The 14220-nt window shown below is 64.9% G+C and carries 13 protein-coding genes; 6 read left to right on the top strand and 7 right to left on the bottom strand.

Going from position 1 to position 14220, the window contains the following annotated elements:
* Positions 1-21: 21 nt before the first annotated feature.
* Positions 22-492: a septal ring lytic transglycosylase RlpA family protein gene (locus RPPS3_RS00920; RefSeq protein WP_107342435.1), complete on the bottom strand. Its 471-nt coding sequence runs from the start codon at positions 490-492 to the stop codon at positions 22-24.
* A gap of 726 nt (positions 493-1218) precedes the next feature.
* Here RPPS3_RS00920 and RPPS3_RS00915 point away from each other — a divergent pair.
* The 5 genes from RPPS3_RS00915 (at position 1219) to RPPS3_RS00895 (ending at position 6353) form a co-directional block, all read left to right on the top strand.
* Positions 1219-1779, top strand: a complete 561-nt coding sequence (locus RPPS3_RS00915) for a F0F1 ATP synthase subunit delta (protein WP_107342434.1) — start codon at positions 1219-1221, stop codon at positions 1777-1779.
* Positions 1779-3311, top strand: coding sequence for a F0F1 ATP synthase subunit alpha (atpA, locus tag RPPS3_RS00910; RefSeq protein ID WP_107342433.1), 1533 nt, complete (start codon positions 1779-1781; stop codon positions 3309-3311). Before RPPS3_RS00915 ends, atpA begins: the two co-directional genes overlap by 1 nt.
* 143 nt (positions 3312-3454) lie before the next feature.
* Positions 3455-4330: a F0F1 ATP synthase subunit gamma gene (locus tag RPPS3_RS00905; RefSeq protein WP_107342432.1), complete on the top strand. Its 876-nt coding sequence runs from the start codon at positions 3455-3457 to the stop codon at positions 4328-4330.
* A 73-nt stretch (positions 4331-4403) separates the two neighbouring features.
* Positions 4404-5834, top strand: a complete 1431-nt coding sequence (gene atpD, locus RPPS3_RS00900; protein WP_107342431.1) for a F0F1 ATP synthase subunit beta — start codon at positions 4404-4406, stop codon at positions 5832-5834.
* Between the two features lie 111 nt (positions 5835-5945).
* A complete protein-coding gene (locus tag RPPS3_RS00895; protein ID WP_107342430.1) occupies positions 5946-6353 on the top strand; it encodes a F0F1 ATP synthase subunit epsilon in 408 nt (135 codons plus the stop codon).
* A gap of 185 nt (positions 6354-6538) precedes the next feature.
* Here the strand turns inward: RPPS3_RS00895 and RPPS3_RS00890 are convergent, their stop codons facing one another.
* Both RPPS3_RS00890 and RPPS3_RS00885 read right to left on the bottom strand, forming a co-directional pair.
* Positions 6539-7060: an RNA pyrophosphohydrolase gene (locus RPPS3_RS00890; RefSeq protein WP_107342429.1), complete on the bottom strand. Its 522-nt coding sequence runs from the start codon at positions 7058-7060 to the stop codon at positions 6539-6541.
* The gene (locus tag RPPS3_RS00885) at positions 7057-8004 is read right to left on the bottom strand and encodes a UDP-glucuronic acid decarboxylase family protein (protein WP_107342428.1); all 948 of its coding nucleotides are present in this window, start codon (positions 8002-8004) and stop codon (positions 7057-7059) included. The genes RPPS3_RS00890 and RPPS3_RS00885 overlap by 4 nt, the downstream gene beginning before the upstream one ends.
* A 270-nt stretch (positions 8005-8274) precedes the next feature.
* Here RPPS3_RS00885 and RPPS3_RS00880 point away from each other — a divergent pair, with 270 nt between their 5' ends.
* Positions 8275-9345 (top strand): glycosyltransferase, encoded by a 1071-nt coding sequence (locus RPPS3_RS00880; RefSeq protein WP_107342427.1) that lies wholly within the window; start codon positions 8275-8277, stop codon positions 9343-9345.
* A 159-nt stretch (positions 9346-9504) separates the two neighbouring features.
* Here the strand turns inward: RPPS3_RS00880 and RPPS3_RS00875 are convergent, their stop codons facing one another.
* The 4 genes from RPPS3_RS00875 to RPPS3_RS00860 form a co-directional block, all read right to left on the bottom strand.
* A complete protein-coding gene (locus RPPS3_RS00875; protein ID WP_107342426.1) occupies positions 9505-10011 on the bottom strand; it encodes an RNA pyrophosphohydrolase in 507 nt (168 codons plus the stop codon).
* A 38-nt stretch (positions 10012-10049) separates the two neighbouring features.
* Positions 10050-11291, bottom strand: coding sequence for a divergent polysaccharide deacetylase family protein (locus tag RPPS3_RS00870; protein WP_107342425.1), 1242 nt, complete (start codon positions 11289-11291; stop codon positions 10050-10052).
* Positions 11292-11441: 150 nt separating this feature from the next.
* The gene (locus RPPS3_RS00865; protein WP_107342424.1) at positions 11442-12818 is read right to left on the bottom strand and encodes a S41 family peptidase; all 1377 of its coding nucleotides are present in this window, start codon (positions 12816-12818) and stop codon (positions 11442-11444) included.
* Entirely contained in the window at positions 12815-14206 is a 1392-nt protein-coding gene (locus tag RPPS3_RS00860) for a murein hydrolase activator EnvC family protein (RefSeq protein WP_107342423.1), read from the bottom strand. The genes RPPS3_RS00865 and RPPS3_RS00860 overlap by 4 nt, the downstream gene beginning before the upstream one ends.
* Positions 14207-14220: the final 14 nt, after the last annotated feature.

Raw genomic sequence — 14220 nt, 5'->3', positions numbered from 1 at the left:
GGAAGCAGAACCGCTTCGCGGTTACATCACTTCCGCAACGACCCGGCCGACTCCACGGCTGGTCAGGCCGATCGCGCGCGCAGCGCCGGTCGACAGGTCGAGAACACGGCCGCGAATGAACGGACCGCGATCGTTGATGGTGACGACCACGCTACGGCCGCCGTGGGTGACGCGCAGCTTGGTGCCGAACGGCAGCGTGCGGTGCGCGGCGGTCATCGCGTTGGCGTTCATGCGCTGGCCCGACGCGGTGCGGCTGCCGGACTCATTGCCGTAGTACGAAGCCATACCGGAGAAGCTGCGGCCACCGCCGCTCTCCACCGACGCATTGGCCGAGCGCCAGTCGCTGTGGTGGCTATGGTGGTGGTGGCGGTGATGCCGGCTGTTCGCCGAGGCTTCGCCTACCGATCCGCCAAGGAAGACAGAGGCGACGATCATCGCCGCGGCCGCAGCCGGCCCGGTGGTGAGCAGCGCCGGTGTTTTCTTTCGAACCATATCCTATCCTTAAGTCGAGTATTGCCCCATATGCGGCAAGTGGAACCCCCGTCCCTATGTTCGTGGTCGAACGAGTGGCCTTGTAATGAGGCTGAATATAGGCGGTCAATCCTCCATATTTCGCGCTGCAATATTTGGTGATCTTTCGCAGTACAGCGCGGTACTCTGATATTAACAACTATTTTACTTCTCGAATACTTCGAGTGCTTGTCGTATACTGAATTACGAAGTTTTCATGAACGCCGGCGGCGAATCACGCAAGTAATCGATTGTTAAGGCTGAGCGCGTGCGCCGATGGCGGTTTTGCAACCCCAAATAGAGAAGTTGCGACCAGCGGGATTAGCCCCATGCGTGGCGCGAGGGGGCTCCGAGCCTTGTGCTTGGCGCCCGCGAGGCTCTTCTCCGGCTTAGTGGGCAGGTCTTTTCGGCTTCGCGACAGATCCAGGCCCACGTCCGTTCTGGCGCCGAACGGTGCGCTCACGACTGCCGCGACGTGTTCTGTCAGGCGCCTCGACGATTGATCTGCAACAAGGCGCCGCGGGCTCGTGCCATCGTGTTGCACCTGCGCGCGCGCTATGTTAGCAAAGCCGCGATTTTAAAGGCCGCCGGACCATCGTGCCGGTCAGAAATCGAAGTCCAGCTTGAATTCCAAGGGCTTAAATCGGGGGCGCCGCTTCGTGGCGACGGTTTTTTCCTTGGCCATTTGACAGCAAGAAGAGCGCGCTCGTGGCATCTGAAGATCCATCGGTTTCCGGAGTCTCCGGTCGTTACGCGACCGCTTTGTTTGAACTGGCCCGCGACGAAAAATCCATCGATGCGGTGTTGGCCGATCTGGACAAGTTCAGTGCCATGCTGGCGGGCAGCCCGGATCTCGTCCGTCTGGTCCGTAGCCCGGTGTTCGCCTCCGAGGTGCAGGGCAAGGCGCTGGCCGCGGTGCTCGACAAGGCGGGCATCACCGGCATCAGCGCCAATTTTCTGAAGGTGCTCGCTGCCAACCGTCGGCTGTTCGTCGTCGCCGACGTGATCCGCGCCTATCGCGCGCTGGTCGCCAAGTTCAAGGGCGAGGCGACCGCCGATGTGACCGTGGCCGAGAAGCTCAGCGACAAGAATCTCGAAGCGCTGAAGGCGGCGCTGAAGTCGGTGACCGGCAAGGACGTCGCCCTCAATATCAACGTCGATCCGGCGATCATCGGCGGGCTTGTCGTCAAGCTCGGTAGCCGCATGGTCGACAGTTCGCTCCGCACCAAACTCAATTCGATCAAGCACGCGATGAAAGAGGCAGGCTGATGGACATCCGCGCCGCGGAAATTTCCGCGATCCTCAAGGACCAGATCAAGAATTTCGGCCAGGAAGCCGAAGTCTCCGAGGTCGGACAGGTGTTGTCCGTCGGCGACGGTATCGCCCGCGTTTATGGCCTGGACAACGTGCTCGCCGGTGAAATGGTCGAGTTCGAGAACGGCACGCGCGGCATGGCGCTCAATCTCGAAACCGACAACGTCGGTGTCGTGATCTTCGGTGCCGACCGCGAGATTAAGGAAGGCCAGACCGTCAAGCGCACCCGTTCGATCGTGGACGCGCCGGTCGGCAAGGGTCTGCTCGGCCGCGTCGTCGACGCTCTGGGCAATCCGATCGACGGCAAGGGTCCGATCCAGGCGGTCGAGCGCAAGCGCGTCGACGTCAAGGCGCCCGGCATCATTCCGCGCAAGTCGGTGCACGAGCCGATGGCGACCGGCCTGAAGTCGATCGACGCGCTGATCCCGATCGGCCGTGGCCAGCGCGAGCTGATCATCGGCGACCGTCAGACCGGCAAGACCGCGATCGCGCTCGACGCCATTCTGAACCAGAAGTCGCTGAACGTCGAAGGCGCGCCGGAGAGCCAGAAGCTGTACTGCGTTTACGTCGCGGTCGGTCAGAAGCGCTCCACCGTCGCCCAGTTCGTGAAGGTTCTGGAAGAGCAGGGCGCCCTGGAATACTCGGTCGTCGTCGCCGCCACCGCCTCGGACCCGGCTCCGATGCAGTACATCGCGCCGTTCACCGGCTGCACCATCGGCGAGTACTTCCGCGACAACGGCATGCACGCCGTGATCATCTATGACGACTTGTCCAAGCAGGCCGTCGCTTACCGCCAGATGTCGCTGCTGCTGCGCCGTCCGCCGGGCCGCGAAGCGTATCCGGGCGACGTGTTCTATCTGCACTCCCGCCTGCTGGAGCGCGCCGCGAAGCTGAACGACGAGAAGGGCGCAGGTTCGCTCACCGCGCTGCCAGTGATCGAAACCCAGGCCAACGACGTGTCGGCCTACATTCCGACCAACGTGATCTCGATCACCGACGGCCAGATCTTCCTGGAAACCGACCTGTTCTTCCAGGGCATCCGCCCGGCCGTGAACGTCGGTCTGTCGGTGTCGCGCGTCGGTTCGTCGGCGCAGACCAAGGCGATGAAGAAGGTCGCCGGCAAGATCAAGGGCGAGCTCGCGCAGTACCGCGAAATGGCGGCGTTCGCACAGTTCGGCTCCGACCTCGACGCTGCGACCCAGCGCCTGCTGAACCGCGGTTCGCGCCTGACCGAACTCCTGAAGCAGCCGCAGTTCTCGCCGCTGAAGATGGAAGAGCAGGTCTGCGTGATCTGGGCCGGCACCAACGGCTATCTCGATGCGCTCCCGCTCAACAAGGTGCGCGCGTTCGAAGACGGCCTGCTGACGCTGCTGCGCGGCAAGGAGTCGAGCATCCTGGAAGCGATCCGCACCAGCCGCGATCTCAGCGACGACTCCGCTGCGAAGCTCAAGGCGGTGGTCGAGAGCTACGCCAAGACGTTCGCTTGATGCTGTCATGGCCGGGGTCTTCCCCGGCCATCCACGTCCTCGACGTGGCTATTCGACATCGTGGATGCCCGGGGCGAGCCCGGGCATGACGAATGTGAGGTTCGCGGTCGGATCACAGGTCAGATCGCCGGGGTGGACTGAGAATGGCTTCACTTAAAGACATGCGCGTCCGCATCGCCTCGACGAAGGCGACGCAGAAGATCACCAAGGCGATGCAGATGGTGGCCGCCTCGAAGCTGCGCCGCGCCCAGATGGCGGCGGAAGCAGCGCGGCCCTACGCCGAGAAGATGGAAGCGGTGATCTCGAATATCGCCGGTGCCGCAGCGGGTTCGCCCGGCGCGCCGGTGCTTCTGGCCGGCAACGGCAAGGACCAGGTTCACCTGCTGCTGGTGTGCACCGGCGAGCGCGGCCTGTCCGGTGCGTTCAACTCCTCGATCGTCCGCCTCGCTCGCGAGCGCGCGCTCGAGCTGATGAGCCAGGGCAAGACCGTCAAGTTCTTCTGCGTCGGCCGCAAAGGTTACGAGCAGCTGCGCCGCAACTTCGAGAAGCAGATCATCGACAATGTCGAGCTGCGCTCGGTGCGTCAGATCGGCTTCGTCAACGCCGAGGACATCGCCAAGAAGGTGATCGCCCGCTTCAATGCCGGCGAGTTCGACGTCTGCACGCTGTTCTACTCGCGCTTCAAGTCGGTGATCTCGCAGATCCCGACCGCCCAGCGGTTGATCCCGCTGGAAGTGGCGGCGCCCGCCGCAGGCGCGGTGGCGACCTCTTACGAATACGAGCCGGAAGAGGACGAGATCCTCTCGGGCCTCCTGCCGCGCAATCTCGCGGTGCAAATCTTCCGCGCTCTGCTCGAGAACAACGCGTCGTTCTACGGCGCGCAGATGAGCGCGATGGACAACGCCACCCGCAACGCCGGCGAGATGATCCGCAAGCAGACGCTGGTCTACAACCGCACCCGGCAGGCGATGATCACCAAGGAACTGATCGAGATCATCTCGGGCGCCGAGGCGATCTGACGCGACTTCACAAGGTTTTACGTCCGGTCGATCGACCGTGGACGGGTTTTCGGACTTCAGGGAGACAGTTGAAATGGCTACACCCGCCAATCAGACCGGACGCATCACGCAGGTGATCGGCGCCGTCGTCGACGTTCAGTTCGAAGGGCATCTGCCGGCCATTCTGAACGCCATCGAAACCAAGAACGGCGACAACCGCCTGGTGCTCGAAGTTGCGCAGCACCTCGGCGAATCGACCGTCCGCACCATCGCGATGGACACCACCGAAGGTCTGGTTCGCGGCCAGGAAGTCACCGACACCGGCGCGCCGATCTCGGTGCCGGTCGGCGACGGCACGCTCGGCCGCATCATGAACGTGATCGGTGAGCCGGTCGACGAGCAGGGCCCGATCAAGTCGGAAGGTCTCCGCGCCATCCACCAGGAAGCCCCGGCCTACACCGACCAGTCGACCGAAGCTGAAATCCTCGTCACCGGCATCAAGGTCGTCGACCTGCTCGCGCCCTACGCCAAGGGCGGCAAGATCGGCCTGTTCGGCGGCGCCGGCGTCGGCAAGACCGTGCTGATCCAGGAACTGATCAACAACGTCGCCCGCGCCCACGGCGGTTACTCGGTGTTCGCCGGCGTCGGCGAGCGCACCCGCGAAGGCAACGACCTCTATCACGAGTTCATCGAATCCGGCGTCAACAAGAAGGGCGGCGGCGAAGGCTCCAAGTGCGCCCTGGTGTACGGCCAGATGAACGAACCGCCGGGCGCCCGCGCCCGCGTCGGCCTGACCGGTCTGACCGTCGCCGAGCACTTCCGCGACCAGGGTCAGGACGTGCTGTTCTTCGTCGACAACATCTTCCGCTTCACCCAGGCCGGCTCGGAAGTGTCGGCGCTGCTCGGCCGTATCCCGTCGGCGGTGGGTTATCAGCCGACGCTCGCGACCGACATGGGCGCGCTGCAGGAGCGCATCACCACCACCACCAAGGGTTCGATCACTTCGGTGCAGGCGATCTACGTTCCGGCCGACGACTTGACCGACCCGGCGCCGGCGACCTCGTTCGCCCACTTGGACGCCACCACCGTGCTCAACCGTGCGATCTCGGAAAAGGGCATCTACCCGGCGGTGGACCCGCTCGACTCGACCTCGCGCATGCTGTCCGCCTCGATCGTCGGCGAAGAGCACTACACCACCGCGCGCATGGTTCAGCAGATCCTGCAGAAGTATAAGTCGCTGCAGGACATCATCGCCATTCTGGGCATGGACGAACTGTCCGAAGAGGACAAGCTGACCGTGGCCCGCGCCCGTAAGATCGAGCGCTTCCTGTCGCAGCCGTTCTTCGTCGCCGAAGTGTTCACCGGCTCGCCGGGCAAGTTTGTCGACCTCGTCGACACCATCAAGGGCTTCCGCGCGATCTGCGAAGGCAAGTACGACCACCTGCCGGAAGCGGCGTTCTACATGGTCGGCACCATCGAAGAGGCGGTCGAGAAGGGTAAGAAGCTCGCCGCTGAGGCGGCCTGAGCCGAGAGAGCACGTCATGGCCGGGCGTGTCCCGGCCATCCATCGACTCAAATCGTTTCCTGATGGACCCGCGGGTTGAGCCCGCGGGTGACCGCAGAGAGAGCAGCGAGCATGTCCACCTTCCACTTCGATCTGGTTTCGCCCGAACAAGTCGCCTTCTCCGGCCAAGTTGATCAGGTCGATATTCCGGGCGCCGAGGGTGACTTCGGTGTGCTCGCCGGTCATGCGCCGGTGGTGGCGGTGATCCGTCCGGGCATCCTCACCGTGACGGCCGGCGCCAACAAGCAGAAGATCGTGGTGCTCGGCGGCATCGCCGAAGTGTCCGAGAAGGGCCTCACCGTTCTGGCCGATGTCGCGACCGCGGCACCGGACTTGGACCTGCAGGACTTCGCCGCGACCATCCAGACCATGGAGCAGCAGATCCCCGGCAAGGTCGGCGACGAGCTCGACCGCGCGATCGAGCGCCTGGATCACTTCAAGAGCATCCAGCACGAGCTCAACACCACTGCGATGCACTGACGTCGCGACCGGGTGTTCTGAAGTTTCGAATGGCCGGGCATCGTCCCGGCCATTTGCTTTTGAGGCGGCGCTCTAAACAGTGGTCATTGCCGGGCTTGACCCGGCAATCCATCTGTTTTCTCAAGAATGATGGATGCGCGGGTCAAGCCCGCGCATGACGTACGGTAGTGAAGAAGGCGCCGCAGCTAAGCTTGAGCGGCGGCAAACCGCGAAAAACTCCGCGCAACTTCCCGATAGACTTCGCGGCGGAACGGCACGACGAGATCGGCGACGCGGTCGAGGCGCTCCCAGCGCCAGGCATCGAATTCTGGCGGCATGTTGTTGCGGACGGCGAGCGGATCAATCTCCGCCTCGCTGCCGGTGAAGCGCAGCGCGAACCATTTCTGGCGCTGACCGCGAAACACGGCGAGGCGGTGGGCTGGGCCGTCGTAAGGCGGGAAGTCGTAGCTGACCCAGTCGGTTTCGCCGAGGATCTCGGCGTTGGTCACGCCAGTCTCTTCCCAAAGTTCGCGCATTACCGCGATCCGCGGCTCTTCGCCTTCGTCGATACCGCCTTGCGGCATCTGCCATTCGAGGCCCGGCAGAATGATCTCCGGGCCGTCGTCGCGAAACCGTCGCCCAATCAGAACGCGGCCGTCGCAGCCAAACAGCGCGATGCCGACGTTGCGGCGATACGGGAGTGACTCGACAGACGGGCGCGCGGTCACGACGCCATCAGGGTGCGGAAGTAGCCGATGGTCTCCTTGAGACCGTCGGCGAGCGGCACCTTCGGCTCCCATCCCAGCTCGCGGCGGGCCAGCGAAATGTCGGGCTGGCGCTGGCGCGGATCGTCCGACGGCAGCGGCATCATCACCAGCTTCGACTTCGAGTCGGTCATCTCGATCACCATCTCGGCGAGCTGCCGAATGGTGAACTCGACCGGATTGCCGAGATTGACCGGTCCGATGAACTCATCGCCGCTCGCCATTAGCCTGGCGAAGCCGTCGAGCAGGTCGGTGACGTAGCAGAACGACCGCGTCTGGCTGCCGTCGCCGTAGATGGTGATGTCGTTGCCGGACAGCGCCTGGACGATGAAGTTCGACACCACGCGACCGTCGTTGGGATGCATCCGCGGCCCGTAGGTATTGAAGATTCGCGCGACCTTGATCCTCACCTTGTGCTGACGGTGATAGTCGAAGAACAGCGTCTCGGCGGCGCGCTTGCCCTCGTCGTAACAGGCGCGGATGCCGAGCGGATTGACGTGGCCCCAATAGCTCTCGGGCTGCGGATGCACGTGGGGGTCGCCGTAAACCTCGCTGGTCGAGGCCTGGAAAATCTTGGCGCGGGTGCGCTTGGCGAGGCCCAGCATGTTGATGGCGCCGTGCACCGACGTCTTCAACGTCTGCACCGGATCGTGCTGGTAGTGCACGGGCGAAGCCGGGCACGCGAGATTGTAGATGTCGTCAACTTCGACATACAGCGGGAAGGTGACGTCGTGGCGCATCACCTCGAATCGGGGCGTACCGACCAGATGTTCGATGTTGCGCCGCCAGCCGGTGAAATAATTGTCGACGCACAGAACTTCATGGCCTTCGGCCAACAGCTTGTCGCACAGGTGCGAGCCGATGAAGCCGGCGCCGCCGCTCACGAGAATTCGTCGGGACAATCGCATCGCTGGGTCCTGGACAGGGGCGGGTTCGGACGCGCCTCAGTCGCGGGAACGGGTGCCCATTTGGCTCGAAACGCCCGGCCGGACGCGGTCGCGTCGGCCGTTTTCCGCCGCATTGAATGGCAAGAAACCCCATGCTAGGCAAGCGCCGAAACCGTGGCTCGCTGCTGCGAGCGGCTGCCACCGGCTGCGGCGACCGCCGTCCCGGCGGTGTCGCCGACCCACGCGGGCGGCGCGTCGCCTGCTGCGACTTGCGCCAGGCGAATTCAATTCATGACCACGCCCGTCGATACCTCCAAGCTCCGCATTCTCGAAATCGGCGGCGGCTATTTCAAACTGCAATATCCAGAGCGCACCACCTGCCTGTGGACCTGGACCAAGCTGACCGACGACTTCGGCAAGCTCGACGGCTTCTCGACGCCGGACCGCGTGCTGCGCGAACTGCGCGCCGCCGGCCGAGGTGAATACGACGTCGTGGTGGTGAACAGCCTGCGCTATTCGCCCTGGCATCCGCGCTATTGGGCGCGCGGCATCTTCTACACCCCGACCAATCCGTGGGCCGCGCTGACCCGCCAATTCGGCCCCAGCGTGTTCCGCTGGGTGAAGTCGCCCGTGCCGGTGGTCGCGGTCGAGATGGACGATCACTTCGCGATCTCGAAGAGCAGCGTCTTCCTGCTCGACAAGGCGAAGGCGTATTTCAAACGCGAGCTGCCTTGCGACAAATGGCAGGCGCTGGCCGGCACCGTGCATCCGCATCTGCCGACGCTGCGCTATCGCCGCAGCGAGAAGTGGCAGCGCCGGATCGACAAGCTGCAGCCGATCTCGCTGCCGCAATTCCGGTTCGACCCACGTTGGCGGGACGCACCGTTTCCGGAGAAGACACACGACATCTTCTTCATCGGCTCGGTCGACGGCAATTCCACGGTACGGCGCGACGGTCTGCCGGAGCTGGAGCGGCTGCGGGCGGCGGGCGTGCGGATCGATCAGCCGACCGAGCGACTGCCTTACGAGGCGTTTATGGAGCGGATGTCGCATTCCTGGCTGGCGTGGTCGCCGGAGGGCATGGGCTGGGACTGCTACCGGCATTACGAAGCGCCGATCGTGCAGTCGGTGCCGCTGATGAACAACCCGACCATCGTGCGCTATGCACCGCTGCTGTCCGGTCAGCACGGCGTGTACTACGACATCGAACCCGGTGGGCTGGAACGCGCCGTCACGTCAGCGCTGGCGGATAAGGACAAGCTGCGCCGCATGGCGTTGGCTGCGCGCGACCACGTCTTCGCCCACCACACCGTGAAGGCGCACTGCGATCATATCCTGCAGACCGCGATGGCCGCCGGATGATGGTCTCGCGGCCCCTTGCCTCCGCGCGACGAGGCGGCGAGATTGGTCACGGAGTTCCCGCGTCGTTGCGAGGAGCGTAGCCACGGAGCAATGCAGGGCTCAGTTCACCGAGCCCTGGATTGCTTCGCTGCGCTTGCAACGACGAAAGGATCGGCCGCCTCACACCGCCGCGGCGAGCTGCGAGAATTCCTTGACGACGCGCTCGTAGACCGGGCGCTTGAACGGCACGATCAACTCCGGAAGATTGTGCATCGGCTCCCAGCGCCAGCTGGTGAACTCCGCCTTGTGGCCGCCGCCGGGGTGGACGACGTTGATCTCAGAGTCCGCGCCGGTGAAGCGGGCCGCGAACCATTTCTGGCGCTGGCCGCGATAGCGACCCTTCCAGGCGCGGCCTGCCACGGTGCGCGGGATATCGTAGATCAGCCAGTCCGGCACCTCGGCGAGCTTCTCGACCGAGTGGACGCTGGTTTCTTCATAAAGCTCGCGCTTGGCGGCTTCCCAGGTGTCTTCGCCGGGATCGACGCCGCCTTGCGGCATTTGCCAGACGTGGGTGTCGTCGACGTGTTCGATGCCGCCGGTGCGGCGCCCGATGAAGACGAGACCCTCCCGGTTGATCAGCATCACGCCGACGCAGGTTCGATAGGGCAGGTCTTCGTAGCGGGCCATTCCGTCAGTGCCTTCCGCATCCCCGAGGTTGGGGTGACTCAACTTGATTTTGATTTCAGCATCGCCGTTGTCAATGGCGCCAGGAGGATCCCGCGACTCTCCAAGCTCTTGCTCCAGTTGACAATTCGTTCAATCGTCACCGGAAGCGCAGAAGCCATGCCGACAGCGCTGCCCCGCTCCTTGGCGATGCTCTCCAGCCGCGCCAGCGCCTTGTCGATATCGGCGCCGGCCGGCACCTGATCGATCGTGAGATCGGCCCGCGCGAATGGGATCGCGAGCGATTTCGCCAGCGTTCCGGCGACGCTGCGCGGCGCGGTGCCGTCATCGAGATAGCCGAGTCCGCGCTTGGCGGCGTCGCGGATCACCGCCTGCATCGCCGGCTCGGTGGCGACGAACCGCGCGCCCATGAAGTTCGACAGGCCGACATAGCCCTGGATCCGGCTGAGATGCCAATTCAGGCGGTCGAGATTCTGCTCCGGTGCGCTGGAGGTCAGCAGCGTCTGCGGTCCGGGGTCGTTGTCCGGATAATCAAACGGCTCCATCGGAATCTGCAGAATGACTTCGTGGCGCTTGGTCCGCGCTTCGGTCGCCAGCTTGCCCGGGTCCGATCCGTAGGGCGTGAACGCGAGCGCCACCGCGGCCGGCAGCTTCATCACTGCATCGTTGGTGCGGGCCGCGCCGATGCCGAGCCCTCCGACCACGATCGTCACGGTCGGCATCCGCTCAGCCTTGGCGCGATCGGCATCGGTTGTCATCGCGTAGGCCGAGAACGGTTTCAGCCCGCCGGCCATCACCGGGATCATGCCGTAGCGCGACTGCTCCAGCAGTTTCGGGTTGATGCCGTCTGAGGTCGCTGGTCCTGCCGGAGGCTCGCCCTTGTCGGCGCTGTCGGTCCCGACCACGACGTCCTGACGCGTGCCCTTGGAGCCGTCGATGATGGTGATGGTCTTCTGACCGGCGGCCGCGTCTTTCGACTCAGCGGCATCCTTCTTCTCGGCGGCAGCCGCCGGAGCATTCTCCGGCTTGCCGCTTTGATCCTTCCCGGCTTCGGCCGAGGTCTGCTTGGCCTCTTCCGGGCTTGGTTTGATCTCGACCCGCACCACCGGCTCGCCGCCAAAGGGATCATTGCCGAACAGCGCGAAGCCGAGGAACACCAGCACGAACAGGCCGAGCAGCGCCGCAACCCCTTGGGTGGCGTTGAACGGCAGCCGGTAATGGCGCAGCCGCTGCCACCGGTTCCGCTTCTGACCCAGCGGGGTGCTTAGTTCGTCCGCCGCCACTGCCAACGATCTCCCGAATCAGTCGCAGGCGACGATAGCACGACACACCCGGAGACCGCCGAGGGACGCCGTGTGAGGAAGGGCCACCCAGCAAAAAGGGCGGCCTGCAGGCCGCCCTTTCAGCAGATACATCAACCTTGAGACGAGCGATCAGTTCGCTGCCTTGTTGCCGGCCGGCTTGTCGATCGCAGCCTTGTCGCCGGTGGTCTGCTTGTCGGCCGGAGCCGAAGCGTTGACCTTGATGCCGTGCAGCAGATCGGCGGCGGCCTTCAGCGCCTTGTCGTCCTTGGCTTCCGGCGGCACGTAGGACTGCGAGCCGGTCTTCTCGTCGCCGTCGGCGCCCTTCAGATGGCCGCGCAGCGAGGCTTCGCCCTTGGTGTCGGTCCGGGCCTTGAGGTCGGCCGGCACGTCCTGCATCACTTCGATATCCGGAGTGATGCCCTTGGCCTGAATCGACTTGCCCGACGGCGTGTAGTAGCGCGCCGTCGTCAGCCGCAGGGCGCCGTTGCCGGAGCCGAGCGGAATGATGGTCTGCACCGAACCCTTGCCGAACGAACGGGTGCCGACCACGGTGGCGCGCTTGTGATCCTGCAGCGCACCGGCGACGATTTCCGACGCGGAGGCCGAGCCGCCGTTGACCAGAACGATCACCGGCTTGCCCTTGGTGAGGTCGCCCGCATGGGCGGAGCGGCGCTGGGTCTCTTCGGCATTGCGGCCGCGGGTCGAGACGATTTCGCCGCGATCCAGGAACGCGTCCGACACCGTCACGGCTTCCTCGAGCAGGCCGCCCGGGTTGTTGCGCAGATCGAGGATGAAGCCTTTCAGCTTGTCGGCGCCGATCTGGTTGGTGAGGTTCGCGATCTCCTTCTTGAGCCCTTCGGTGGTCTGCTCGTTGAAGGTGGTGATGCGGATGTAGCCGATGTCGCTGTCTTCGACGCGCGCGCGCACCGAGCGGACACGGATGTTGTCGCGCACCAGCGTGACTTCGATCGGGTTGTCCTGGCCCTTGCGGACGATCTTCAGCCGGATCTTGGTATTGACCGGGCCGCGCATCTTCTCGACCGCCTGGTTCAGGGTCAGGCCCTGCACCGCCTCGTCGTCGAGATTGGTGATGATGTCGTTGGCCAGGATGCCGGCCTTCGACGCCGGGGTATCGTCGATCGGCGACACCACCTTGATCAGGCCGTCTTCCATGGTGACTTCGATGCCGAGACCGCCGAATTCGCCGCGGGTCTGCACCTGCATGTCACGGAAGCTCTTGGCGTCCATGTAGCTGGAGTGCGGATCGAGACCGGCCAGCATGCCGCTGATGGCGGATTCGATCAGCTTGGAATCGTCCGGCTTCTCGACGTAGTCGCTGCGCACCCGCTCGAACACGTCGCCGAACAGATTGAGCTGGCGGTAGGTGTCGGAGGTGGCGGCGCGAGCGGTGGCGCCCATCAGCATCGTGCGAGGTTGGGTGACGAAAAGTGTCAGCGCGGCACCGGTGACGGCGCTGAGGAGGATTACCGAAGTCTTGCGCATCATCCGCGAACCTTCTCGCCTTCATTTGCGGCCCACCATGGGCCTGGATCGATGGGAGTGCCGTCTTTACGGAACTCGACGTAGAGCACGGGCTGACTGGCGTTGGCCGCGAGGATCGAGGCGACCCGCGAGGTCGAACCCATGGTCGCGACCGGCTCTCCCGTGAGCACGAACTGCCCGATATTGACTGAAATGCGCTCCATCCCGGCGATCAGGACATGATACCCGCCACCGGCATTGAGGATCAAGAGTTGTCCATAGGAGCGGAACGGGCCGGCATAGACCACCCAGCCATCGCAAGGTGTTGTAATCTGGGCGCCGGCGCGCGTCGCCAGTGAGATGCCGCGCTCGACGCCGCCAACCCCGTCGGGGCGCCCGAATTCGCGGATTTTGGTGCCGTTGACCGGCAGCGGCAGCATGCCCTTGGCGGAAGCGAATGCGATCGCCGGGCTCAGCCGGCCGGGGTCCTTCAGCGCCGCCAGGTTGGCCTTGCCGGCAGCCGGAGCGCCCTTCTGATCGGCGGCGGCCGCAGCCTTCGCGGCGCTCTTGAGGTCCTGCTCCATCTTGGCAATCAGGCCCTGGAGGCTGTCGACCTGGCGCGACAGCGTCAGCGCCCGGCCGCGCTCGGCCTCGATGTCCTTTTCGACCGCACTCTGTTGCCGCTGCCGCTCTTCGACCAAGGCGGCGAGCCGGGTCTGGTCGGTGGTCAGGTTATTGCGGTCGGCGGCGAGCTGGTCGCGCTCGGCGGCGATCTTCTGGCGCACCGCGATCAGTTCGCCGAGATCGATAGCGAGACGCTCTGCGCGGGTCCGCAGCTCCGGCACCACGGCGCCTAGCAGGATCGCGGTGCGCAGCGACTCCAGTGCGTCTTCGGGGCGAACCAGCAGTGCGGGCGGGGCGCGGCGCCCGGCGCGCTGAAGGGCGGCCAGCACCTCGCCGATCTCGCCGCGGCGGGCGTCCAGCGATGTGCGGATTTCAGTCTCGCGCGCGTCGAGCGGGCGCAGGCGCGCTTCGGCGTCGCTGATGCGGGTTTCGACCGCCCGCACCTTGGCGGCGACGTCGATCAGTTCCTGATTGAGCTTGGTGCGGTCAGCGCCGATCGCCGCCAGATCGGCCTTGAGCTTGTCCTGCTGCTCGGCGGCGCTCTTCTGCTGCGCCCGTGCCGCTTCGAGCTCCTGCTCATGCTGCTTGATCAGGTCCGCCATCGACGGCGTCGCCGTCGTGGCGGCCGGGGCGGTCTGGGCCTTCGCCGAGGAGATCAGCGTCCCGTTCGGACGCGCCAAGTCGCCCGCCCACAAGCCCGCAGCGAGCCCGGCGGACAATAGAACCGCGGGCCGCCAAGAGCCGGCAGCCGCAGTGTGCCTCGCAGCCGTGTTGCGCGGTGCATGCATCGGTTCGCTACGGC

This window comes from Rhodopseudomonas palustris (assembly GCF_003031265.1).
Lineage (GTDB): Bacteria > Pseudomonadota > Alphaproteobacteria > Rhizobiales > Xanthobacteraceae > Rhodopseudomonas > Rhodopseudomonas palustris_H.
The sequence above is the reverse complement of the archived record's forward strand: the minus strand, read 5'-3'. Positions and strand labels throughout refer to the sequence as shown.

What these genes read in the sequence shown, in the direction of transcription:
- RPPS3_RS00920 (WP_107342435.1), bottom strand. Translation starts at nt 492, where the DNA reads ATGGTTCGAAAGAAAACACCGGCGCTGCTCACCACCGGGCCGGCTGCG.
- RPPS3_RS00885 (WP_107342428.1), bottom strand. Translation starts at nt 8,004, where the DNA reads ATGCGATTGTCCCGACGAATTCTCGTGAGCGGCGGCGCCGGCTTCATC.
- RPPS3_RS00875 (WP_107342426.1), bottom strand. Translation starts at nt 10,011, where the DNA reads ATGGCCCGCTACGAAGACCTGCCCTATCGAACCTGCGTCGGCGTGATG.
- RPPS3_RS00905 (WP_107342432.1), top strand. Translation starts at nt 3,455, where the DNA reads ATGGCTTCACTTAAAGACATGCGCGTCCGCATCGCCTCGACGAAGGCG.
- atpA (WP_107342433.1), top strand. Translation starts at nt 1,779, where the DNA reads ATGGACATCCGCGCCGCGGAAATTTCCGCGATCCTCAAGGACCAGATC.
- RPPS3_RS00880 (WP_107342427.1), top strand. Translation starts at nt 8,275, where the DNA reads ATGACCACGCCCGTCGATACCTCCAAGCTCCGCATTCTCGAAATCGGC.
- RPPS3_RS00860 (WP_107342423.1), bottom strand. Translation starts at nt 14,206, where the DNA reads ATGCATGCACCGCGCAACACGGCTGCGAGGCACACTGCGGCTGCCGGC.
- atpD (WP_107342431.1), top strand. Translation starts at nt 4,404, where the DNA reads ATGGCTACACCCGCCAATCAGACCGGACGCATCACGCAGGTGATCGGC.
- RPPS3_RS00895 (WP_107342430.1), top strand. Translation starts at nt 5,946, where the DNA reads ATGTCCACCTTCCACTTCGATCTGGTTTCGCCCGAACAAGTCGCCTTC.
- RPPS3_RS00865 (WP_107342424.1), bottom strand. Translation starts at nt 12,818, where the DNA reads ATGATGCGCAAGACTTCGGTAATCCTCCTCAGCGCCGTCACCGGTGCC.